At 58.9% G+C, this 23217-nt stretch carries 18 protein-coding genes; 8 read left to right on the forward strand and 10 right to left on the reverse strand.

Annotation, left to right across the window (positions count from 1 at the left end):
• The first annotated feature begins 1 nt into the window (after window position 1).
• From DIT72_RS07145 to DIT72_RS07155, 3 genes are read left to right on the forward strand one after another with little or no spacing between them, the layout of a single operon-like run.
• A complete protein-coding gene (locus DIT72_RS07145) occupies window positions 2-1288 on the forward strand; it encodes a lipocalin family protein (RefSeq protein WP_135954464.1) in 1287 nt (428 codons plus the stop codon).
• Window positions 1289-1321: 33 nt separating this feature from the next.
• Window positions 1322-3808 (forward strand): mechanosensitive ion channel family protein, encoded by a 2487-nt coding sequence (locus DIT72_RS07150; protein WP_135954465.1) that lies wholly within the window; start codon window positions 1322-1324, stop codon window positions 3806-3808.
• Window positions 3809-3830: 22 nt separating this feature from the next.
• On the forward strand, window positions 3831-4904 hold the full coding sequence (locus DIT72_RS07155; RefSeq protein ID WP_135954466.1) for an META domain-containing protein: 1074 nt from the start codon (window positions 3831-3833) through the stop codon (window positions 4902-4904).
• On the opposite strand, the gene DIT72_RS07160 is transcribed toward DIT72_RS07155, so the two are convergent.
• The 9 genes from DIT72_RS07160 to DIT72_RS07200 all read right to left on the reverse strand — a co-directional run bounded on the left by DIT72_RS07160 (window position 4828) and on the right by DIT72_RS07200 (window position 15775).
• The gene (locus DIT72_RS07160; RefSeq protein ID WP_135954467.1) at window positions 4828-5862 is read right to left on the reverse strand and encodes a helix-turn-helix domain-containing protein; all 1035 of its coding nucleotides are present in this window, start codon (window positions 5860-5862) and stop codon (window positions 4828-4830) included. The two genes, DIT72_RS07155 and DIT72_RS07160, sit on opposite strands and share 77 nt — an antisense overlap.
• Before the next feature lie 157 nt (window positions 5863-6019).
• Entirely contained in the window at window positions 6020-7720 is a 1701-nt protein-coding gene (locus DIT72_RS07165) for an AMP-binding protein (RefSeq protein ID WP_135954468.1), read from the reverse strand.
• A gap of 52 nt (window positions 7721-7772) precedes the next feature.
• A complete protein-coding gene (locus DIT72_RS07170; RefSeq protein ID WP_135954469.1) occupies window positions 7773-8348 on the reverse strand; it encodes a peroxidase-related enzyme in 576 nt (191 codons plus the stop codon).
• Between the two features lie 142 nt (window positions 8349-8490).
• Window positions 8491-9399, reverse strand: a complete 909-nt coding sequence (locus tag DIT72_RS07175) for a hydroxymethylglutaryl-CoA lyase (RefSeq protein WP_135954470.1) — start codon at window positions 9397-9399, stop codon at window positions 8491-8493.
• Window positions 9399-11402, reverse strand: a complete 2004-nt coding sequence (locus tag DIT72_RS07180; RefSeq protein WP_135954471.1) for an acetyl/propionyl/methylcrotonyl-CoA carboxylase subunit alpha — start codon at window positions 11400-11402, stop codon at window positions 9399-9401. The genes DIT72_RS07175 and DIT72_RS07180 overlap by 1 nt, the downstream gene beginning before the upstream one ends.
• The gene (locus DIT72_RS07185) at window positions 11402-12208 is read right to left on the reverse strand and encodes an enoyl-CoA hydratase-related protein (RefSeq protein WP_135954472.1); all 807 of its coding nucleotides are present in this window, start codon (window positions 12206-12208) and stop codon (window positions 11402-11404) included. The genes DIT72_RS07180 and DIT72_RS07185 overlap by 1 nt, the downstream gene beginning before the upstream one ends.
• Before the next feature lie 14 nt (window positions 12209-12222).
• Complete coding sequence (locus DIT72_RS07190) at window positions 12223-13830, reverse strand: carboxyl transferase domain-containing protein (RefSeq protein WP_135954473.1); 1608 nt, start codon at window positions 13828-13830, stop codon at window positions 12223-12225.
• A gap of 181 nt (window positions 13831-14011) precedes the next feature.
• On the reverse strand, window positions 14012-15178 hold the full coding sequence (locus DIT72_RS07195; protein ID WP_135954474.1) for an isovaleryl-CoA dehydrogenase: 1167 nt from the start codon (window positions 15176-15178) through the stop codon (window positions 14012-14014).
• A 156-nt stretch (window positions 15179-15334) separates the two neighbouring features.
• Complete coding sequence (locus DIT72_RS07200; protein ID WP_135954475.1) at window positions 15335-15775, reverse strand: MerR family transcriptional regulator; 441 nt, start codon at window positions 15773-15775, stop codon at window positions 15335-15337.
• Window positions 15776-15959: 184 nt separating this feature from the next.
• Here DIT72_RS07200 and DIT72_RS07205 point away from each other — a divergent pair, with 184 nt between their 5' ends.
• The 4 genes from DIT72_RS07205 (at window position 15960) to DIT72_RS07220 (ending at window position 21073) form a co-directional block, all read left to right on the forward strand.
• Window positions 15960-17588 carry an acyl-CoA synthetase gene (locus DIT72_RS07205; protein ID WP_135954476.1) on the forward strand — a complete coding sequence of 543 codons (1629 nt, stop codon included), beginning with the start codon at window positions 15960-15962 and terminating at the stop codon, window positions 17586-17588.
• Between the two features lie 189 nt (window positions 17589-17777).
• Complete coding sequence (locus DIT72_RS07210) at window positions 17778-18539, forward strand: SDR family NAD(P)-dependent oxidoreductase (protein WP_135954477.1); 762 nt, start codon at window positions 17778-17780, stop codon at window positions 18537-18539.
• Window positions 18540-18554: 15 nt separating this feature from the next.
• Window positions 18555-19706: an acyl-CoA dehydrogenase family protein gene (locus DIT72_RS07215; RefSeq protein ID WP_135954478.1), complete on the forward strand. Its 1152-nt coding sequence runs from the start codon at window positions 18555-18557 to the stop codon at window positions 19704-19706.
• A 185-nt stretch (window positions 19707-19891) separates the two neighbouring features.
• Window positions 19892-21073: a thiolase family protein gene (locus DIT72_RS07220; RefSeq protein WP_135954479.1), complete on the forward strand. Its 1182-nt coding sequence runs from the start codon at window positions 19892-19894 to the stop codon at window positions 21071-21073.
• A gap of 14 nt (window positions 21074-21087) precedes the next feature.
• On the opposite strand, the gene DIT72_RS07225 is transcribed toward DIT72_RS07220, so the two are convergent.
• On the reverse strand, window positions 21088-22092 hold the full coding sequence (locus DIT72_RS07225; protein WP_135954480.1) for an AraC family transcriptional regulator: 1005 nt from the start codon (window positions 22090-22092) through the stop codon (window positions 21088-21090).
• Window positions 22093-22206: 114 nt separating this feature from the next.
• Here DIT72_RS07225 and DIT72_RS07230 point away from each other — a divergent pair, with 114 nt between their 5' ends.
• On the forward strand, window positions 22207-23091 hold the full coding sequence (locus DIT72_RS07230; RefSeq protein ID WP_135954481.1) for a chemotaxis protein: 885 nt from the start codon (window positions 22207-22209) through the stop codon (window positions 23089-23091).
• Window positions 23092-23217: the final 126 nt, after the last annotated feature.

Here is a 23217-nt window from a genome sequence, read left to right on the forward strand (position 1 = left end):
AATGAATACAAAAATCTTTCCAGCCGCAGTTTTATCTGTGGCAGGACTCGCCCAGACAGCCGCTGGCGAGATGCCACCGCCAGTTGAAGGCGCCGGTATAGAGACACAGAGCGGGCAGGCTGCGTATCAGCTTCCCCGTGACCATGCCTGGCATGGTGGCTCTTTCTACCAGTCCAACGATTACAACGAGTGGCACTACATCACCGCCATTGGTGAGGATGTGGAGACAGGTGATCGCGTATCGATTTTCTGGGTTCCCCTCGCTCAGGGCTGGATGAGCAGGGAAGAGAAAGAACGCCCCCTGCACAACGTGCTTTTCGCTTTCCATAATCTGGATACGGGCGAGTTCCACACCTCCATGCCCTATCTGACCGGCCCACTTCAGACCGAGGGCTCAGAACCGGAGGCGGATGATTTCAGGTTCAAGTATTCGATCGATGATGGTAACAACGGTTTTACGACCGAGTATGACCATCCCAGTGAAACCTGGACGTTTTCCGGTTACAACACCAAGGATGATAAGTGGAATCAACCATTCAGGCTCGACATGACAGCAACCCTGCAGGAACCGGGTTATGTGCCGCTGGCCTACTGGGGATTGGAAAGCATCGGTGTTGATCCGCAAAACCGCCAGAATCCCGAAACCATGTATGGGCTGACCTATTATTACGCAGCCCCGAGCATGGCGGTGCAGGGTACTGTGGAAGTGGGAGGGCGAACCATCGAGTTCGATGCGGAAGGCTGGTTCGAACACCAGTGGGGCAATTTCCGGAACACCTTCCAGTACCGGTATTTCTGGGCCTGGTTCCGCTTTGATAACGATGATGTGATGACCTTTCGCCAGTATTACAAGGACGACAGTTTTCGTGACCCGCACTATCACGTGAATCGCTACCTGTTCATGGACGGCGAAACCCATGAACGATCCTACGCCTTCGGTGAATCGTTCAAGCTTATCCCCTCGAAAATGTGGATGTCGCCCAAGTCAGGCAAGCATTACCCGTGGTGGGGCCGCATCGAGACACCGCAGGGAACCTACTACTACGAACCGACCTATCCGGAACAGGAAGGCTATGGCCTGGCCGGTCCCTATATCGAGGGTGTTATTCAGTTGCGGGAAGGATCACCCGACGGTCCGATCGTAGCGACGGGCTTCACCGAAATGATCATGCTTACTGATCCGTACGCTGACGGTACAGATCCTTCTTACGGTCCACCGGTGTCGCGTAGTCTCCCGGAGGATGCTGAGATGCCCTGGACGCCGTGGCAGCCGGCTGAGCAGGACTGAGATAACCAACCGTGATCAGCACAGGTGAAACCGATGTGGTACGCGTTGACTAGGGTCTTTCCCGGCTTCAGGGCCCTGGCTCTGGTACTGAGTACGCTGCCTTTCGCCACCATGGCTGCCGAACCCGGCGACTGGACCGGGGTGTGGGACACCCAATGGCGGGGTGGTGGCGCGGTCATGGAGTTGCAGCAGGATGGAAATCAGGTTGTCGGAACCTACCCCGGTTTCCGCGGCGAAGTTGAGGGCAGAATCGACGGCAGCGAGTTAGCCGGCAAATGGTCGGATGCCGCAGGCGAGGGTGTTTTTATCTTCGTGATGTCGCCGGACCAGCAAAGTTTCATGGGGCGTTTCGGAACCGGAGAGTGGTGGACGGGTGTCCGCACGGACAAAAAAATACAGGAAACCCTGTTTGGGAAACTTGATGCCTCCAGTGCTGAACTGACGCTGCTGTCGTTCCTGAAAGCCGGAAACCAGGCGGGTGAGGGGAGAAGCGACCGGCTTGGTGTGGTTTTCCAGTTGCTGGACTTCTCAGCGTTTGACGATTCCCTGACACCCTATGACCGTATCGATCTCGCGCGCCTGCTCTTCCAGATCGTTGATCGCCTGACTTTTCGAGTCTGGGAGCTGCGACCAAATGGCGACCTCAGCGGGGCCGAGGAGTATACAGTCAACCTCACCCAGGCAGGCACCAACCTTCCTTACTCGCTTACGTTCCGGCCCGGGGAGCCGACAAACGGGACAGGTTCAGAGCCCTGGCGAATCGTTGTTCCTCCGGAAGCGGAGATGCGGGAAGCGCTCGAGGCGCTGCTTGACAATTACGATGGTGCGGTCCCGCACCCGCGAAAGCATCACGAACTGGCGTCACCACGCGACACCATGCGCACCTTCCTTGAGCAGTGGAATAACGCTCGCAACGGCAAACGGGAGCTTTTCCTGAAAACCATGGATCTGTCGCAAATCGCGGCGGCCGTGCGTGAGGACGAGGGTTTTTTGCTTGGCGAGTATCTTATTGAGGTTCTCTACCGTATTGGCCTGCCATTGCGCCAGGAAATTCCCGACGACCCGAACCGACAGGCAGCCTATACACACTTTGTCCACCCTGCCGGGACGATCGAAATCCAGCCAGTAGGACAGGAAGACGGCTCTTTCAGATGGCAGTTCAGCGCAGAAACCATGGCCAGCGCACGCCAGTTGTTCATGGCAATGGAGGATATGCCGCTGGCGCAGGTAGAGCAGCGCCGGGAATCGACACCGTTTTTCGAAATCCGCAACAATGCCCGTTCAATACATCGCGACCTGCTCCAGGAGGCCGGTGCGGGAGTGGAAGTTTGGCAATGGATTGCGCTGGCACTGCTGCTGGTCATCAGTATTCCGTTGAGTTGGGTTTTTACATGGATCGTTGCGCAGATCTTCCAGCTTAAGAAAAGCGATGAAAATCATTCACTATCGGCCAAAGTCCGTTTTCTATGGCCGTTACGACTGATCCTGATTGCAGGTCTGGGTTTGTTGGCGCTTCGGACATTGGGCCTGCCTCAAGCCGTGGACATACCACTGCGCGTTTTCATCGGGGTAACCCTGTCCATCGCCGGTGGCTGGCTCGCCTATCATCTGGTGGACAAGGTTAGCGAGATGCTGGATGCCCACTCTCACAGCAATCACCGCTACCGGGACGAGATCCTGCGTTCGCTGGCGACGTCGATTGCCAAGCTTGCAGTGGTCATCGGTGCCATCCTGTTTCTCGCCGAGATTCTCTCGATTCCCTACCAGGGCGTGATCGCCGGCCTTGGTATCGGCGGTCTTGCAGTCGCACTGGCGGCTCGCAGCACGCTGGAAAACCTGATAGGTGGCATTACGCTTTATGCTGACAAGCCAGTCGAGGTCGGCGACTTTTGTTGTTTCGGAGACCACCTCGGGGTCATCGAGGGCATCGGACTGCGATCTGTAAAAGTACGCTCTCTGGATCAGTCGGTCATCACGGTCCCCAACGCCGAGTTTGTGAACCTGAATATCGAGAATCTCACGCGACGTGACCGGATGTTATTACAGACCACGATCGGTTTTCGCTATGAAACCAGCCCGGACCAGCTGCGCTGGCTTCTGGCGGAGATTCGAAAGCTGTTACTCCGGCATCCGATGGTGACGCCGGAGCCCGCACGGGCGCGATTCGCCGGTTTCGGTAATCATTCGGTCGATATCGAGATATTCGCTTATGTGAAAACCAGTGACTTTAATAAATTCTTTGGTGTGCGGGAGGATATTTTTCTTCGCCTTATCGACATTGTCGAGGAGTCCGGCACCACATTTGCCTTCCCGTCTACCGTGAATTACCTGGCTCAGGACTCCGGTGTGGACAGCGAGCGCACCATGCGCATTGAAGAGATTATGCGAGAGTTGCGCCACGGGCAAAAGTTGCCGTTCCCCGAGTTTGACCTGCAAACCCGGACCGAGTTGAGAGATTCCCTGGACTACCCGCCGGAAGGCTCCGTCGACTCAGGTGGCGGAGGCAATGCCAAATCCTGAAACCCCATGAGGCAGATTGGACATGAAAGTTTTGTTTAGCGTGTGTGCACTTCTGGTGCTGATGGGCTGCGCCTCCTCAGCCCATCAGCCTAAAACCGCCAAGGAAACTGGTGAAGGCCTGTCTCAGGAACGGATCACCGCGTTGCCGGCAACGTTTTCGGGGACGCTGCCCTGCGCAGATTGCCCGGGTATTGACCTGCACCTGAATCTGCTGGCCGACGGTGTTTACCTGCTGCGTGAAACATATCAGGATCGCGACGGTGGTCCGTTTTTTGATATCGGGCGCTACCTGTACTCATCGGATGGCCGGGAGGTTACGCTGTATGGCGGCCGAGAAGCCCCCAGGCGCTTTGAAATAGCGGCCCCGGACAGGTTGCGGTTGCTCGACAGGGACGGCCAAAGGATCGAATCCAGGCTGAACTACAGCCTTACGCGCGAACCGGAGTTTCAGGAGCTGGAGCCGCGCCTGCTGCTCGGTGGAAAATACCGTTATCTGGCCGATGCGGGCATATTCCGGGAATGTCTGACCGGGCTGGAAATGCCGGTGGCCGCCGAAGCCGATAACCGCGCTCTGGAGGAGGCTTACCTCGCTGCCCGGGAAAAGCCCGGCGAGGAGGTAATGGTCAGCCTCGAAGGTCAACTTGCCCAGCGTATGCCAATGGAGGGCCCCGGCCCTGTTCGTACCCTCGTCCCGGAGCGTTTTATCGGTGTCTGGCCGGAACAGTCCTGCCCCTCTCCGATCCAGCGTGCGACGTTGGAGAATACGTACTGGCGGCTGACTCTGCTGGGTTCAGAGGGAGTCCAGCGCGTGCCAAACCAGCGTGAACCGCACCTTGTATTCCGCGAAAACGGGCGTGTGACCGGTTCCGATGGCTGCAACGTCCTTACGGGGGCTTACCAGACGGACGGCCCGGCGATGGACCTTTCCCGGCTGGCAACAACCCGAAAGGCCTGCCTCGAGGGCATGGAACAAGCCGACCAGTTCCGGGATATGCTCGAAGAGGTGAGGGCATACCGAATCATCGGTCAGCACCTGGAAATGCTGGATGACTCGGGCGACCTGAAGTTGCGCTACGAGGTGGTTGCGCTCTACTGAAGGGCATCACCAGAGGCTGGCTCTGCCTACTCCATTTGCTTTGGCGGGTCTTGCTGGGTGATTCCCCGAACAGACGGGCGTAATCGATAGCGAACTGCCCGAGGTGACAGAAGCCCAGATCAGAAGCGATTTGCTGCACGCAGCGTTCGTTGCTCCGGGCGGCGATTTGACGCCTTGCAACGTGGAGCCGAAGGATTTTGGCGTGTGCGGAGGGTGTTCGCCCCAGCAGCTCCCGGAAAGCGTAGAACAGCAATCGCCGGCTGGTGTGTGTGATTTCGCAGAGTTCGCTGACGCTTGGGGGATTATCCAGACGGCTTCGTATCAGCTCCTCGGCCAGGCCGACGATCCGCCGCCGATGGACCAGGCTGGACCGGGCAAGGTGGTTCTGGGGGGCACTCGCCGCCAGAGAGATGATGTGTGCGGCAAGGTCGGCACCATTGCGGACGCCCCAGTATTCTGTCACCCAGGGCTCTGACAGCAGTCGCCCAAGAAGCCCGGCGATATGAACCGTGACAGCCGTATCAGCCCTTATGCACCAGCACCCCCATATGGCGCCGGCTGAGAGTCCATATTCTGTCTCGCAGATCCGCTCCGCAAGGTCCAGGGGAATTGATATGGCCTGTTGACGCTGTCCGGCGGCTACCTGTTGATAGACTTCACCGCCGGGATCCAGCAACAGAATCTGTCCGGCGTCGAGCTGATGACCACGAAACCGGCCTCCGGCGCATGTGTGGGTGATGGGGGAAATGGTCCAGAAATCATCGGAACGAGATCCTGAGCAAAGTAAAGAGGTGTTGGAACCGCTTTCATAAACAAGGCAATCGTTAACCCGGGTGGCCGCGATAAATGTTTCCATTGGCCCGGTTTCTGACTGGGTGATCTCCACGTCCCAGATGTGCCCTAAAGCTTGCTGAAACTCTTCGATCTCCTGGTAAGTGCTCCGGTGCGGTACATTCACGAGGGCTCTCCGAGTGAATACCCTTGAAAACTGTCTGACAGTGACGGACTGGTTTATACGATCGCAATCATTCTTCAGGCTATACGGCGAGACCAAAAAAAACAGACCCCGACAAAAAAGCCGGGGTCTGCAGACAGGAACCAGGCAGTAATAGTGATTAACTCTTCAATCCCATCTCCTCGATAGAAATCTCCCGCATCTTGAACTTCTGGATCTTCCCGGTAACCGTCATCGGGAATTCATCGACGAACTTGTAATTCCGGGGAATCTTGAAGTGGGCAATTTTGCCCTTGCAGAATTCCCGCAGTTCGTCGCCGGTGACCGGCTCCGCATCCGGGGCCAGTTTTACCCAGGCGATCAGTTCCTCGCCGTACTTGTCGTCGGGAATACCGGTTACCTGTACTTCCTCGATGGCAGGGTGGGTGTAGAGGAATTCCTCGATTTCTTTCGGGTAGATGTTCTCGCCGCCGCGGATGACCATGTCCTTGATGCGGCCGACGATCTGGATGTAGCCGTCTTCGTCCATGGTGGCCAGGTCGCCGGTGTGCATCCAGCCGGCCTCGTCGATGGCTTCGGCGGTTTTTTCTTCATTGTTCCAGTATCTCAGCATCACGCTGTAGCCGCGGGTGCAGAGTTCGCCGGTTTCGCCCCGGGGCAGGATGTTACCGTTGCCCGGATTGACGATTTTGGTTTCCAGATGCGGCTGGGTGCGGCCCACGGTGGTTACCTGCTTCTCGAACGGGTCGAGGGAGCTGGTCTGGGTGGACACCGGGCTGGTTTCGGTCATGCCGTAGGCGATCTGGACTTCCTTCATGTTCATCTTGCCGTTGACTTTTTTCATCACTTCCGCCGGGCAGATGGAGCCGGCCATGATGCCGGTGCGCAGGGTGGAGAGGTCGTAGGTCTCGAATTCCGGCTCGGCCAGTTCGGCGATGAACATGGTCGGTACGCCGTAAAGAGCAGTGGCCTTCTCCTGGTGCACCGCCTGCAGCACGGATTTGGGCTCGAAGCCTTCGCCCGGGTAGATCATGGTGGAGCCGTGGGTGATGCAGCCCAGGTTACCCATCACCATGCCGAAGCAGTGGTAAAGGGGGACCGGGATCACCAGGCGGTCTTTTTCGGTCAGGCGCTGGCTCTCGCCCACAAAGTAGCCGTTGTTGAGGATGTTGTGATGGGTGAGCGTGGCACCCTTGGGGTTGCCGGTGGTACCTGAGGTGAACTGGATATTGATGGGGTCATCGAACTGCAGCACCCTCTGGCGTTCGTCCAGTTGTTGCTGGGTGACTTCGCTGGCCAGTTTGACGAAATCATTCCAGGCCCACATGCCTTCGTGGCTGCGCTGGTCGAGGTTGATCACGCCTTCGAGGTCTGGCAGGCGCCGGGATTTGAGTTTGCCGGGCTGGCTGGCCTGCAGTTCCGGGGCCAGTTCGTAGACCATCTTGCGGTAGTCGGAGGTCTTGAAGCTGTCTGCGGTGACCAGGAAGCGCATGCCGGACAGGTTGAGGGCGTACTCCAGTTCGTGAACACCATAGGCCGGGTTGATGTTCACCAGGATGGCGCCCACTTTGGCGGTGGCGAACTGGGTGACGGTCCACTCGTAACGGTTGGGGGACCAGATGCCCACCCGGTCGCCACGTTCAACGCCGATGGCCATGAAGGCGCGGGCGGCTTCGTTGACCTTCTGCTGGAATTCTCTGTAGGTCCAGCGGATGCCCTGGTGCAGGGCGACCAGGGCTTCGGTGTCCGGGTATTTTTCGGCGGTGCGGTCGAGCATTTCGCCGATGGTCATGCCCAGCAGCGGGGTTTCGGAGGTACCGCTGGTATAACTTGGATAGGAGCTAGGTAGAGTCTGGTTCATTTGTCTGCCTCCATTTTTTTTGTAGTCGAGTGCGAACAGAGTCAGATGTCTGCTAGCGACTCTGGCTGTGATACTCAGGGTTTGGTTGCATGTCGCTGGCGATGGCCACGCGATTGGACATATTGTAGAAGCCGATCAGGTTGCTCAGGTCCCAGATGCCGCTGTCACTGAGGCCTGCGTCCCGCAGGGCCTGGATATGTTCTTCGGTGACGGTCGCCGGCGAACGGGTGAGATGCGATGCAAAATCCAGCATCGCCCGCTGGCGCCCGTCGAGTCGGGCACTGCGGTAGTTCATCACCATGTGTTCGCCCAGTTGGGGGTCGCCGCTCAGTACCCGTACGGCGGCGCCGTGAGCGACCAGGCAGTAGAAGCATTTGTTCTCGGAGGACACCACGACGGCGACCATTTCCCGCTCGAGTTTGCTGAGTTCGCTTTCGCCCATCATCAGTTCGTTATACAGGCGGGTGAAGCCCTCGAGCTGTTTGAGGTTCTGGCTGTAGGCGGTGAGTACGTTGGGGACCATGCCGAGTTTTTCCTGGCAGATCTGGAAGTACTTCTGGGTGTCTGCTGGCATGTCCTTGATCTCCGGGATCGGGAGATCCAACGCGACTACGCTCTTTTTGTTCATTTTGCGCTCCTAGCCTGTGGATGGGGTGCGGTGGGGAGTGGGCCTGGTTGTCCGGGACACGCCGTTAATACGTCCATGTAGGCTCGTAAAAAACATCCCTGTTTTTTACGGTCCCGGACAACCAGGCCCACTCCCCACTCGATCATTTGCAGTTACCGCCTAGTGCCTGGCCTACTTTGGAGCCGTTGTGACGGTTTAGCTGTTGGCTGATCCATTCGCCGGTTGATACCAGTTTGTCGAGATCGACACCCGTTTTTATACCCAATCCGTTCAGAAGGTATAGCACGTCTTCTGTGGCTACGTTTCCCGACGCGCCCTTTGCATAGGGGCAGCCGCCGAGGCCGGCGACTGACGCATCAATAACGGAAATGCCTTCTTCCACTACCGCGTACAGGTTTGCCAGAGCCTGGCCGTAGGTGTCGTGGAAGTGGGCGGCCAGCTTTTCCATGGGCACTTCAGCGGCGACGGCTTCGAGCATGCGTTTGGCTTTCAATGGGGTGCCTACGCCGATGGTGTCGCCAAGGGAGATTTCATAGCAGCCCATTTCGGCCAGGGCTTTGGCGACTTTGGCGACCTGTTCGGGAGCGATGTCACCTTCGTAGGGGCAGCCGAGGACGGTGGAGACGTAGCCGCGCACCGGGATGTGGTGCTGTTTGGCAGCTTCCATCACCGGCAGGAAGCGTTCGAGACTTTCGGCGATGGAGCAGTTGATATTTTTCTGGCTGAAGGATTCGGACGCAGCGCCAAAGACCGCGACTTCGTCTGCCCCGGCGGCGAGGGCGTTTTCGAAGCCCTTCAGGTTGGGGGTGAGTACGGAGTAGCGAACGCCCGGTTTGCGTTTGATGCCGGCCATGACGTCGGCAGCGTCACCCATTTGTGGCACCCATTTCGGGGATACAAAGCTGGCGGATTCGATGTGGTTGAGGCCACAGTCAGCCAGCCGTTCGATCAGGCCGGTTTTGATACGGGTCTCGATGACCGCGCCGGGTTCATTTTGAAGACCGTCCCGGGGGCTCATTTCAACCAGTCTTACTCGGTCGGGAAAGGCCATCAGCCTGCCTCCTCTTCCGCGTCTGCAGTGACTTCAATGGCGATCAGCTCGGCACCTTCGGAGACCTGGTCCCCTTCCACGAAGAAGATGTCGGTCACTATGCCATCCGCCGGGGCCTTGATAGCGTGTTCCATTTTCATGGCTTCCATGATCACCAGGCTCTGGCCGGCAGTGACCTGATCGCCCACTCTGGCCTGCACTGCCACGATCGCGCCGTTCATGGGAGCGGCCAGGCTGCCTTCACCGGCCATTTCTTCAAAGCCGTAGGTTTCCCGGTAAACGGTGCACTGGAAGGTGTCGCCTTCATAGAACAGCACCAGCTGATCGTTGTGCAGGTTGCCGTGGATGCTGATGCGATGGCCGTTGATGACGGCCTGCAGGAAGTCGTCGTCCAGCCGGGCGGTGAGGTTGTAGACGCTGTCGCCTACAAATACCTGGTAGCGGTCGTCCCGTTCCAGCACCTTGAGTTCGTGAATCTCGTCGCCCACCTGCAACTGCAGTGGTTGGGCATATTCCGAGTTCATGCGCCAGCTGTTCTGGCGGCCGAATGGCGACCACGGATCGGTGCTGATCACTTCCCGGGATTTGCGCTGTTCCAGCACGAAGCCGGCGGCCAGCACCAGGGCTTTGTGGGTGTCGAGCCTGGATTTCGGGAACAGCAGCTCGCGATGGTCGTCGATAAACCCGGTGGTCAGTTCTGCTTCCCGGAACGGCTGGGCGTCGGCCAGGGCGTGGAGAAAACGGATATTGGTTTTTACGCCGGCGATGCGGTAGTGCTCCAGGGCCTGGACCATGCGGTTGATGGCCTGGTCCCGGGTTTCGTCCCACACGATGAGCTTTGCGATCATCGGGTCGTAGTGGATGCTGATATCGTCGCCTTCGGTGACGCCGGTGTCCACGCGCACATGGGCACTTTCATCCGGGGTGCTCAGGTAGCGCAGGTTGCCGGTCGCGGGCAGGAAGTCCTGGTCCGGGTCTTCGGCGTAGATACGCGCTTCCAGGGCGTGGCCCCGGGTTTTTACCTGGGACTGTTCCAGGGGCAGCGGGTCACCCCAGGCAACTTTCAATTGCCATTCCACCAGGTCCTGACCGGTGACCATTTCGGTGACCGGGTGCTCTACCTGCAGGCGGGTGTTCATTTCCATGAAAAAGAAAGAACCGTCCACGTCGTAGAGGAATTCAACGGTGCCGGCGCCCACGTAGTTGATGGCCTGGGCAGCTTTTACCGCAGCCTCGCCCATGGCTTTGCGGGTTTCTTCGCTCAGGCCGGGAGCCGGGGCTTCTTCCAGCACTTTCTGGTGGCGGCGCTGCACCGAACAGTCGCGCTCCGCCAGGTAGACACCTTTGCCGCTCTTGTCGCAGAACACCTGGATTTCCACGTGCCGCGGTTGGGTCAGGTAACGCTCGATGAGCATGTCGGGGTTGCCGAAGGCGTTTTTCGATTCCCGTTTGGCGGCGGCCAGGGCATCGTCAAAGTCTTCCATGCGCTCGACCACGCGCATGCCCTTGCCACCACCGCCGGCGACGGCTTTCAGCAGTAGCGGGAAGCCGCACTTTTCGGCCTCTTTGCGCAGGGTGTCCGGGGACTGGTCGTCGCCATGGTAGCCGGGCACCAGGGGCACGCCGGCTTTTTCCATAATGGCCTTGGCGGCGGATTTGGAGCCCATGGCCGCGATTGCGGAAGAGGGCGGGCCGATGAACACGATGTTGTTGGCTTCGCAGGCTTCGGCAAACCCTGTGTTCTCGGAGAGAAAACCGTAGCCCGGATGAACGGCCTGGGCGCCGCTCTCTTTGGCGACCTCGATGATCCTGTCGGCTTTGAGGTAGCTTTCGGAGCTGGGCGCAGGGCCGATGTTGAAGGCTTCGTCCGCCATGGCCACGTGCCGTGCATCGGCGTCGGCATCGGAATAGACCGCGACGCAGCGGATGCCCATGCGATGGGCGGTCTGGATGATCCGGCAGGCGATTTCACCGCGATTGGCGATTAAAATTTTACTGAACATTATTCTTCCTCCGGAACCCAGTTGGCTTTGCGCTTGTTCAGGAAGGCGCTGAGTCCTTCCTGTCCTTCGGCACCCACCCGGATGTCCGCGATGCGTTGTGCAGTGTCTTCAAAGACGTCTTCGCCGATGATTTTGTGGCTGACCGCAAACACCAGGTCCTTGGCAGCGTTCATGGCTTCGGGGCCGTTGAGGGCAAGCTGCAGCAGCAGCTCGTCACAGCGGCGTTCCATGGCGTCCACGTCGTCACAGATCATGTGAACCAGGCCGTACTGCTCCGCTTGCCGGGCGCTGAACACTTCCGCCGAGATAAAGTACCGGCGCGCCTGGCGTTCACCAATGGCGCGCACCACATAGGGGCTGATCACGGCAGGGATCAGGCCGAGTTTGACCTCGCTCAGGCAGAAGCTGGATTTTTCCGTGGCGAGCACGATATCGCAGCAGGCGGCCAGGCCCACAGCGCCACCGTAAGCCGCACCCTGTACCAGGCCAATGACCGGCTTGCCGAGGGTATTGAGTGTTTCCATGAGCCGCGCGAGCTGGCGGGCGTCGTCCAGGTTTTCCTGGCGGCTGTTGTCCGCCATGCGGCGCATCCAGCCCAGGTCGGCTCCGGCGGAGAAGTGTTTGCCTGCGGAGCGCAGGATTACGATGTTGCTGTTGTCGTCGGCGTTCGCTTCTTCCAGCGCCTTGATCAGTTGCTGGATGATGACGTCGTCAAACGCGTTGCGTTTGTCCGGGCGGTTGAGCACCACTTCGGCAACACCGTCGCTGCGCTGTTTGAGCAGAACCGCTGATTCCTGATTGGTCATGGCGTTGTCCTCCGTTACATGCGGAACACGCCGAAGCGTGTTGGCTTGGCCGGGCGGTTAAGGGTGGCGGACAGGCTCAGGGCAACCACTTCCCGGGTCTGGGCCGGATCAATCACGCCGTCGTCCCACAGCCGGGCGCTGGCATAGTAGGGGTGGCCCTGGTGTTCGTAGGAGTCGACGATGGGTTTCTTGAACTGCGCCTCTTCTTCGGAGCTCCATTGCTGACCCTTGCGCTCCATTCCTTCACGCTTGACGGTGGCGAGCACGCCGGCTGCCTGTTCGCCGCCCATTACCGAGATGCGGGCGTTGGGCCACATCCACAGGAAGTCAGGGCTATAGGCGCGGCCGCACATGCCGTAGTTACCGGCACCGAAGCTGCCGCCAATCAGTACGGTAATCTTGGGCACTTCGGCGCAGGCCACGGCCATCACCATCTTGGCGCCGTGCTTGGCAATGCCTTCGGCTTCGTGCTTCTGGCCCACCATGAAACCGGTGATATTCTGCAGGAACAGCAGCGGGATGTTGCGCTGGCAACACAGCTCAATAAAGTGCGCCCCTTTCTGCGCAGACTCGCTGAACAGGATGCCATTGTTGGCGATGATGCCTACCGGGTAGCCGTGAATATGGGCAAAGCCGGTGACCAGGGTCTGGCCGTAATAGCGTTTGAATTCGTCGAATTCAGAACCGTCGACGATACGGGCGATCACGTCCCGTACATCGAACTGTTTGCGCAAATCAGTGCCGACGATGCCGTAGATTTCTTCGGCGTCGAACAGCGGCGCCCTGGGCTTGCGGATCTCGACGTCGGCCGGCTTGCGGCGGTTGAGATTGGAGATGCAGCGCCGGGCGATTTCCAGGGCGTGGGCATCGTTTTCGGCGTAATGGTCGGCCACGCCGGAGACTTTGCAGTGCACGTCGGCGCCGCCCAGGTCTTCGGCGCTGACCACTTCACCGGTAGCGGCTTTTACCAGCGGCGGACCGGCCAGGAAGATGGTGCCCTGGTTGCGCACGATGATGGATTCGTCGGCCATGGCGGGCACGTAGGCGCCGCCGGCGGTGCACAGGCCCATGACTACGGCGATCTGGGGAATATCGTCAGCAGACATGCGGGCCTGGTTGAAGAAAATGCGGCCGAAGTGGTCACGGTCCGGGAAGACTTCGTCCTGCCGTGGCAGGTTGGCGCCGCCGGAATCGACCAGGTAGATGCAGGGCAGGCGGTTCTGCAGGGCGATTTCCTGGGCACGAAGGTGTTTTTTCACCGTCAGCGGGTAGTAGCTCCCGCCTTTTACGGTGGCATCATTCGCGATAATCATGCATTCGGTGCCGGAGACGCGGCCTACGCCGGCGATAACACCAGCAGCAGGGACTTCTTCATCGTAGACGTTGTAGGCGGCGAACTGGCCCACCTCAAGGAAAGGAGAACCGTCGTCGAGGAGGCGGTTGATGCGTTCCCTGGGGAGCAGTTTGCCACGGGCGATGTGGCGTTCCTGATAGGAGGGGCCGCCACCCTGTTGAATCGTGGCTACTTTGTCCCGCAGGTCTGCCACGGCTTTTGCCATGGATTCCTGGTTGGCCTGGAATTCTTCGGACCTTGGGTTGATCTTGCTTTGGAGTATCGTCATAGCATGTGAGTCCGTGCATCGGGTCTGGGGACATGGCGCTCCGGGACACGCCGTTAATACGTCCATGTAGGCTCGTAAAAAACGTCCCTGTTTTTTACGGTCCCGGAGCACCATGCCCCCAGACCCTTGTTGTTCATTTGTGCTGGTCGCCTGCTTGGCTTCCTTCCTCGTGCTATTACCCTTAGTTGTTCAGGTACAGTTCGCGGCCGATCAGCATCCGGCGGATTTCGGACGTGCCGGCTCCGATTTCGTAAAGCTTGGCGTCCCGCAGCAAACGGCCTGTGGGATATTCGTTGATATAGCCGTTACCGCCCAGCAACTGGATGGCATCCAGGGCGAGTTTGGTTGCCATTTCCGCTGAATAGAGAATCGCGCCGGCAGCGTCTTTTCTGGTGGTGTTGCCGCGGTCGGCGGACATGGCGACCATGTAGACGTAGGATTTGGCGGTGTTCATCCAGGTGTACATGTCGGCGACTTTGCCCTGGACCAGTTCGAATTCACCGATGGCCTGGCCGAACTGTTTGCGTTCGCGGATGTAGGGAACGACTACGTCCATGGCTGCCTGCATGATTCCCAGCGGGCCGCCGGAGAGGACCAGGCGTTCGTAGTCGAGGCCGCTCATGAGGACTTTGGCGCCATTGCCGAGGCCACCCATGACGTTTTCCTTGGGCACCCTGGCGTCTTCGAATACCAGTTCACAGGTGTTGGAGCCGCGCATGCCGAGTTTGTCCAGTTTCTGGGCCTGGCTGAATCCCGGGGTGTCGCGTTCGACGATGAAAGCGGTGATGCCGCGCGGGCCTGCAGCCGGGTCGGTTTTGGCGTAGATCACGTAGACGTGGGCGTCGGGGCCGTTGGTGATCCACATTTTGCTGCCGTTGAGCACGTAGTGATCGCCGGCGTCTTTGGCGCTGAGTTTCATGGACACGACGTCGGAACCGGCGTTGGGTTCGGACATGGCCAGGGCGCCGATGTGTTCACCGCTGATGAGCTTGGGCAGGTATTTCTCTTTCTGCTCGTCGGAGCCGTTGCGGTTTATCTGGTTGACACACAGGTTGGAATGCGCGCCGTAGGATAGCCCTACGGAGGCAGAAGCGCGGCTGATTTCTTCCATGGCCACCACGTGTGCCAGGTAGCCCATGCCGGAGCCGCCGTAGGCTTCGTCAGCGGTAATACCCAGCAGGCCCATGTCACCGAACTTTTTCCACAGATCGTTGGGGAACAGGTTGTCCCGGTCAATATCTTCGGCACGGGGTGCGATGTCTTTCGCGGCAAACCCGTTGATCTGCTCGCGGAGCATATCTACCGTCTCGCCGAGGCCGAAATTGAACTCTGAGTATTGTGCTTTCATTGTTGGCTACCTTTTGATCTTTGCAGAGAGTTGGCTGACAAGGTGAGCGGGCAGGGCTTCCGAAACCGTGCGGAGCCATGGATGGCGGAGCCGAGCGTACAGGGACGTATTTACAGCGTGTTTCGGAAGCCCTGCCCGCTTGCCTTGTCATTCCCGTTATTTCTGTTCAACTGGCTCTTCTTTCTCAGCTTTCGCTTGTTGAAGCTTTTTCTTCTGAAGCTCGGCAAGGGCTTCCCGGCACCGGGCCTCTGCCGTATCCATTTCCATTTCCGCCTGGGCGATGTCGTTCTTCTGCTGCTCCAGTTGTGCCCGTTTGTTGGCCAGGGTGTTCAGCATCAGCAGGAGCTGTTTTTCGTTGCCGCTGAGGGTTTCATCCCACAGGTCGAACAGTTCCTTGGTTTCCGACAGCGAGAAGCCCATGCGCTTGCCCCGCAGGATCAGCTTCAGGCGTACCCGGTCTTTCGAGCTGAAGATGCGGGTCTGTCCCCGTCTGGTGGGGTGTAGCAGGCCCTGGTCTTCGTAAAAACGTACGCTTCGGGTAGTGACATCGAACTCTTTGGCGAGCTCGCTGATGCTGTAAGTTTTCTTGATGTCCATGGCGGTTTCCTTTTTAAGACTTAGGTTAGATAAAGTTTACGTAAACGTAAAGTATTTTCAGAATCGAATTCGGGTGGCAGGCGTAAAAAATTTCGGTGTATGGTGAAAGTGTCAAAAACGGTCTGTTGCCCTATAGTCATGGGATCAGGATGCCAATCCAGAACAACAACATCAGGAGACCTGTATGGCTTCGATCTTTGATCAGGGCCTTGAGCCCACGGATGCAAACCACGCGCCTCTGACACCGCTGGATTTCCTGGTGCGTACCGCCAGCGTGTATCCGGAATACCCGGCTGTGATTCACGGCAAAACCCGCCGTAACTGGCAGGAGACCTATGAACGCTGTCGACGCCTCTCGTCGGCCCTGGCGTCGAAGGGCGTGGGCAAGGGGGATACGGTGGCGGCGATGCTACCGAATATTCCGGAGATGCTGGAATGCCATTTCGGTGTTCCCATGCTGGGTGCGGTGCTGAATGCACTGAACACGAGACTGGACGCGAAGACCATTGCCTTCATGCTTGAGCATGGCGAGTCCAGGGTGCTGATTGCAGACCGCGAGTTTGGCGAGGTCATCAATGAAGCACTCAGTCTGCTGGATAACCCGCCGCAGGTGATTGATGTCAATGATCCGGAATTTGGCGGCGGTGGCACACAGGTGAGTGACCTGGACTACGAAGCCTTCCTGGCCGGCGGTGATCCCGAATTTGAATGGCAGATGCCTGCCGATGAGTGGGACGCGATTTCGCTGTGTTATACCTCCGGCACCACAGGCAACCCGAAAGGAGTGGTGTACCACCATCGCGGAGCCTATGAGAATGCCATGGGTAACGAGGCAGTGTGGTCCATGGGTATGCATCCGGTGTATCTGTGGACGCTGCCGATGTTCCACTGTAACGGCTGGTGTTTCCCCTGGACCATCACCGCTTTTGCCGGTACCCACGTATGCCTGCGCAAGGTGGATCCGGAGAAGATTCTGAAGCTGATCAGCGAGCACAGGGTCAGCCACATGTGCGGTGCGCCGATTGTGCTGAATACCCTGCTGGGGGCTCCTCCAGCGGCGAAATCGAGCTTCAGCCACACTGTTCAGGCAATGACTGCCGGCGCGGCTCCTCCGGCCAAGGTGATTGAGGCCATTGAAGAGATGGGCATTCGCGTTACCCACGTTTACGGCCTCACAGAAGTGTATGGCCCGGTGCTCGTATGCGCCTGGAAATCCGAATGGGACGACCTGCCGGCAGAAGATCGCACCCGCATCAAGGCGCGGCAGGGGGTTCGTTACCACACCCTGGCCGGCATGATGGTGGGGGATCCGGACAGCATGGAAGCGGTGCCGAAAGACGGAAAGACCATCGGCGAGATCTTCCTGCGTGGCAACACGGTGATGAAGGGCTATCTGAAAAATCCCAAGGCTACCGCCGAAGCCCTGCGAGGTGGCTGGTTCCACACCGGTGATCTGGCAGTGTGGCATGCCGACGGCTATGCCGAGATCAAGGACCGCCTGAAGGACATCATCATCTCAGGTGGCGAGAACATCTCCACCATTGAAGTGGAAGATGTGCTCTACCGCCATCCTGATATCCTCGAGGCCGCCGTCGTGGCCAGGCCGGATGAAAAGTGGGGCGAGACACCCTGCGCCTTCGTCACCCTCAAACCGGAGGCCGGGGATATCAGTGAAGACGCTATCATTGCGTTCTGCCGGGAGCGGATGGCAAAGTTCAAGGTGCCCAAGACCATCGTATTCAGTGAACTGCCAAAAACCTCCACCGGCAAGATCCAGAAGTTTGTGCTGCGGGACAACGCCAAGAATCTCTGACCGCGGGCGGTAAGCGCCGGTGCCGGCAGGAATTCCGGCCCCGGCGTGTCAATTTTTATCAAATTTCCTGTTCGGTTATGTCATGGCGCCCAGGAGGTGACTGAGACAGACTGACTGCCTGTCCAAATTCGAACTGTTCGCCGGCGGGCCACCGGGCTGCGCCGGCGACGCTGATATCGGGAGATAACCATGGAATTTCAGGGTGTACCAGCCATTGTAACCGGTGGCGCTTCAGGCCTTGGCGAAGGCGCTGCCCGTGCGCTGGCGGCTGCCGGCTGCAAAGTGGCCATTTTCGATCTGCAGAAAGAACAGGGCGAAGCAGTAGCGAAGGATATTGGCGGCGTATTCATTGCCTGTGACGTGTCCTCTGCGGAGAGCGCCGAAGCAGCTGTGAAAGCTGCCCGTGATGCCCACGGCCTGTGCGGCATCGCCGTCAACTGTGCCGGCATCGCCCCGGCCGCCAAGATTCTCGGCAAGGAGGGCCCGATGCCGCTTGAGAACTTCAGCAAGGTTGTCCAGGTCAACCTGGTTGGCACCTTCAATATCATGCGCCTGGCTGCCGCAGACATGGCCCAGCGTGAGCCCAACGCCGATGGTGAGCGGGGCGTGATTATATCCACCGCTTCTGTGGCCGCCTTTGAGGGTCAGATTGGCCAGGCGGCCTATAGCGCTTCCAAGGGCGGGGTTGTAGCCATGACCCTGCAGTCGGCAAGGGAGCTGGCGCGGGAAGGTATCCGCGTGAACACCATCGCCCCGGGCATTTTCATGACCCCGATGATGGCCGGCATGCCCCAGGAAGTGCAGGACAGCCTGGCGGCCACACTGCCGTTCCCCAAACGCCTGGGCAAGGCAGAGGAATTCGGCATGCTGGTAGACCAGATGGTACGCAACCCCATCCTCAACGGCGAAGTTATCCGCCTCGACAGCGCCCTGCGCATGGCGCCCAAGTAATTGCAGGAGACAACCATGACCAGCGTTGTTGATAAAGAAGAGCTCGGGATGTTCCGGGAATCCGTGATCAAGGCCCTGGAAACCGAGGTGACTCCCCACTACGAAGCCTGGGAGAAATCCGGCATTGTACCCCGGGAGCTCTGGAACACCCTGGGCAACGCCGGCATGCTGTGCGTTGACGTGCCCGAAGACTGGGGCGGCTGCGGCGCGCCCTTCCAGTACTCCGTTGTGGTGGGCGAGGAAATGGCCCGCCTGGGCTTCGGCGCACTGTCCACGAACGTCATGGTGCATTCCGACATTGTTGCCCCCTACCTCAGCCACATTGGCAACGAGGAACAGCGACAGCACTGGCTGCCCAAAATGGTCTCCGGCGAAGCCGTCGGCGCCATTGCCATGACCGAACCGGGTGCCGGCAGTGACCTGCAGGCCATCCGCACCGGCGCGGTGAAGGACGGGGACAACTACATCCTCAACGGTTCCAAAACCTTCATCACCAACGGCCAGCATGCCGACATGGTCATCGTTGCCGCCAAAACCGACCCTAAAGCCGGTGCCCGTGGCATCAGCCTGTTCCTGGTGGATACCTCGCTGCCGGGCTACAGCAAGGGCCGCAACCTCGACAAAATCGGCCAGCACTCCGGCGACACCTCGGAAATGTTCTTCTCCGACATGCGCATTCCCGCCTCGGCACTGCTGGGTGAAGAAGGCCAGGGCTTCATGTACCTGATGCGTGAACTTCCCCGCGAACGCCTGGTCATCGGCGCCCTCGGCGTCGCTGCCGCACGCGGCGCCCTGGACCTGACCATCGCCTATTCCCAGGAACGGGAACTGTTCGGCCAGAAACTGGCCCAACTGCAGAATACCCGCTTCGAAATCGCCCGCATGGAAACCGACTGCCGCGTCAACCGTGCCTTCGTGGACGAATGCATCGACCTGTACGAAAAAGGGGAGCTCGACGCACCCACGGCGTCCATGGCCAAGTACAGCGCCACGGAAATGCAGTGCCGGGTAGCCGACGGCTGTCTGCAGTTGTTCGGTGGTTACGGCTACACCAGCGAGTACCCGATTTCGCGGGCGTTTATCGACGCGAGGGTACAGAGAATCTACGGCGGTACCTCCGAAGTAATGAAAGAAATCATAGCTAGGTCCGTTCTGGGAAAAGCTTAAATCCGACGGACTCAGAGATAACTCACAGCCTGGAAGCCGGGTGGCGACCATCCCTCCGGGACCGTAAAAAACAGGGATGTTTTTTACGAGCCTACATGGATGTATTCACGGCGTGTCCCGGAGGGATGGTCGCCACCCGGCCAACTCCCGACTAGCAGTCTTACCAGATAAAGAGGCCACGAAAAATGTCAAACACAGAAGTAGTAATAGCAGGCTCCGCAAGAACCCCTATGGGTGGCATGATGGGCGACCTCAGCTCCGTGCGTTCCCCGGACCTGGGCGCCACCTCCATCAAGGCTGCCATCGAAAGAAGCGGCCTGCAGCCCGCCGACATCCAGGAAGTCATCATGGGCTGCGTACTGCCTGGTGGCCTCGGCCAGGCACCCGCACGTCAGGCCTCGCGCGCCTCCGGCATTCCTGATTCCAGCGGTTGCACCACCATCAACAAAATGTGCGGCTCCGGCATGCAGGCCGTGATCATGGCCCACGACCAGATCAAAGCCGGTACCAACAGCATCATGATCGCCGGCGGCATGGAAAACATGAGCCAGGCGCCTTATATGCTGCCCAAGGCCCGCGCCGGCTATCGCATGGGCCACGGCCAGATCATGGACTCCATGTTCCTCGACGGCCTTGAAGACGCCTACGAAGGTGGCCTCATGGGCGTATTCGCCCAACGCACCGCAGACAAGTACGATATCAGCCGCGAAGCCATGGACAACTTCGCCATCGCCTCCCTCGAGCGCTCCCTGGCGGCTATCAGGAATGGTGGCTTCGCCGACGAAATTACCCCCGTGACCGTCTCCGGCCGTGGTGGTGACACTGTTGTCGATACCGACGAACAACCCGGCAAAGCCAGGCCCGAAAAGATCCCCCAGCTCAAACCGGCCTTTGCCAAAGACGGCACCGTCACCGCCGCCAACTCCAGCTCCATCAGCGATGGCGCATCGGCGATTGTACTGGCCTCCCGCGAAGAAGCCGAAAAGCGCGGCCTCACACCCCAGGCCCGTATTGTCGCCCATGCCACTCATGCCCGCCTGCCGGCAGAGTTCACCCTCGCGCCCATCGGTGCCATCGAAAAGGTACTGAAAAAGGCCGGTTGGAGCCGCGACGACGTGGATCTGTTCGAGATCAACGAAGCCTTTGCCGTGGTTACCCTGGCGGCCATCAACGAACTCGGGCTGGACGCTGACAAGGTCAACGTCCATGGCGGCGCCTGTGCCCTGGGCCATCCCATTGGTTCCTCCGGCTCGCGTATCATGGTTACCCTGATCAATGCCCTGAAACAGCGTGGCCTCAAACGCGGCGTGGCATCCTTGTGCATCGGTGGCGGCGAAGGTACGGCCGTGGCGATCGAACTGCTGTAAAAGTGAAGCGGAAACTACTGGTCCTGCTTGCGGTAGGCCAGTGGGCTGAGCCCGGTCCAGTGCTTGAAGGCACGGGAAAAGGCGCCGGGCTCGGTAAACCCCAGTTGGGATGAAATTTCCGACACCGTCAGGTTCTGCCGCGTGAGCAGGATGACCGCCTGGTCACGCCGCAGGTTGTCCTTGATCTTCTGGTAAGAGCTACCCTCAGCCTTGAGCTTTCGCGACAGGGTATAGGCTGTCATGTGCAGTTCTTCCGCCACCTGCTCCAGGGTTGGTAATCGCTCGTTATCCACAATTTCCAGACTCTGCCGCACCCGGGTGGTCAGGCTGTCGTCGTCATCTGTCCAGATCAGCAGGTTGCGGGGCGACTGGGCGATGAAGTCGTTCAGCTCGGCTGGCGTTCGCGTTACCGGCATGTCCAGGTAGTTGCGGCTGAAAAACAGGCTGTTACGGTCGCGATTAAAGGTGCACCGGCAGGGAAACACAAAGCGGTATTCGTCGAAGTGTCCCGGTAGCCCGTGCCGGAAGGTGGCATGGCTGAGCACAATCTTGCGGCCAATCAGCCAGCCCACCAGACGGTGCCACACAAGTAACAGCCACTCCACCAGGAAGTTGTCCGGATCCAGCTCCGGGCGGCGGTGGGTAATGCTCAGCTCTACCTCCTCGCCGCTGGTGTCCAGTTCGATCACGATATCGTCCGAGAACAGCCGGTAACAGCGAATGCTCTGGCGAATGACCTCCTCCAGGTTATCGCTGTGCACCGCCAGCGATCCCATCAGATGAAAATGTCCGACACGGCAGGGTTGTGCAGTGCGGCCCATGAACTCGTCATCCAGCCTGCCCCATACCAGGCGGAACAGACGTATGAACTGCTCGGTGGGTACCCGCGCCCGTGGCGGGTGAATGAAATCCGGATCAATTCCGTTATTGCGCAGCAGTTCATCGGAATAGCCACCCGCTTTCTCCAGGCCGTACAGGACAGACCTGGCGTAGTGGGAGGAGAAAGTCAGGTTCTTCATCGGGCATTCATCTCGGGTGGCCGCCGGCTGCAAAATCTTACAATTTGAGAGGGGCCGGCATGTTATTGTCGACCCGAATCACTTTTCGCAAAGTTCCAGACAGGTTACAAGGTTATGGCCGAGGGCACCAAGCACCCCCAGAAACTGTTGCTGTTCTATCTGACAAGTCACCGGCCTTTCGGCCTGGGCACCCTGAAAATCCGCGAAATCATGCCGTTTGTTCCGTTGACCAGACTGCCTCACAGCCATTCGGCGGTGGTCGGTACCATGAGTTTTCGGGGCTCGGCGGTACCGGTCATCGATATGGCTGCAGCCGTTGGTTATCAGCCATTGACGTCGGAAGAACGCAAGACCGCGTCCATCATCGTGACCGATATTCAGCGCAGGGAAATCGGCTTCCTGATCCGCAGCGTGCGGAAAATTGTCGAGGCTGAGTGGAAGGATGTCATGCCTCCGCCCACGAGCCTGGGTGACCGGGCTTTCATTACCGGATTACTGAACATTGAGGACCAGATTGTCCAGTTGCTGGATGTGGAGCTGCTGCTGGCACGGGTGTATCCGGATTCCATCGCTCCTGGCGATGTGGTGCTGACGGACGTGCAGCGTGAAACCCTGAAGGGCCTGAACATTCTCCTGGTGGATGATTCCCAGGTTGCGCGGAAGCAGTTGTCCGACGCACTGGACAGCAAGGACGTCACCTATTTTGTCACCACCAACGGCCAGGACGCGCTCGACTTGATGGTCAATGCCAACAGCGACGGCAACCCCATCGATATCCTGGTGAGCGATATTGAAATGCCGGGGCTGGATGGTTATGAGCTGACCTTTAACGTACGTGACAGCAGTTCCCTCAAACAGCCCTACATCATTCTCCACACCTCGCTGAACAGCGAAATGAGCGTGAGCTATGCCAGGCAGGTGGGGGCTGACGAGGCGCTGACCAAGTTTGACGCGGAAGAGTTGCTGCACGCCATCCTCAGAGGCGCCGAGCGGGACTGAGCTGCCGGGCAGTGAAGGAAAGACCCTGCGCAAAACCATCTGGCCAGCCCTATACTATAGTCTGTTTACCGGGCTGATCGCGCTGGCTGCGTCCTGTCTGCCCGGTGTCACTGATCCATTGAAGGG

Origin of the sequence: Marinobacter orientalis (genome assembly GCF_004792665.1) — a bacterium.
Lineage (GTDB): Bacteria > Pseudomonadota > Gammaproteobacteria > Pseudomonadales > Oleiphilaceae > Marinobacter > Marinobacter orientalis.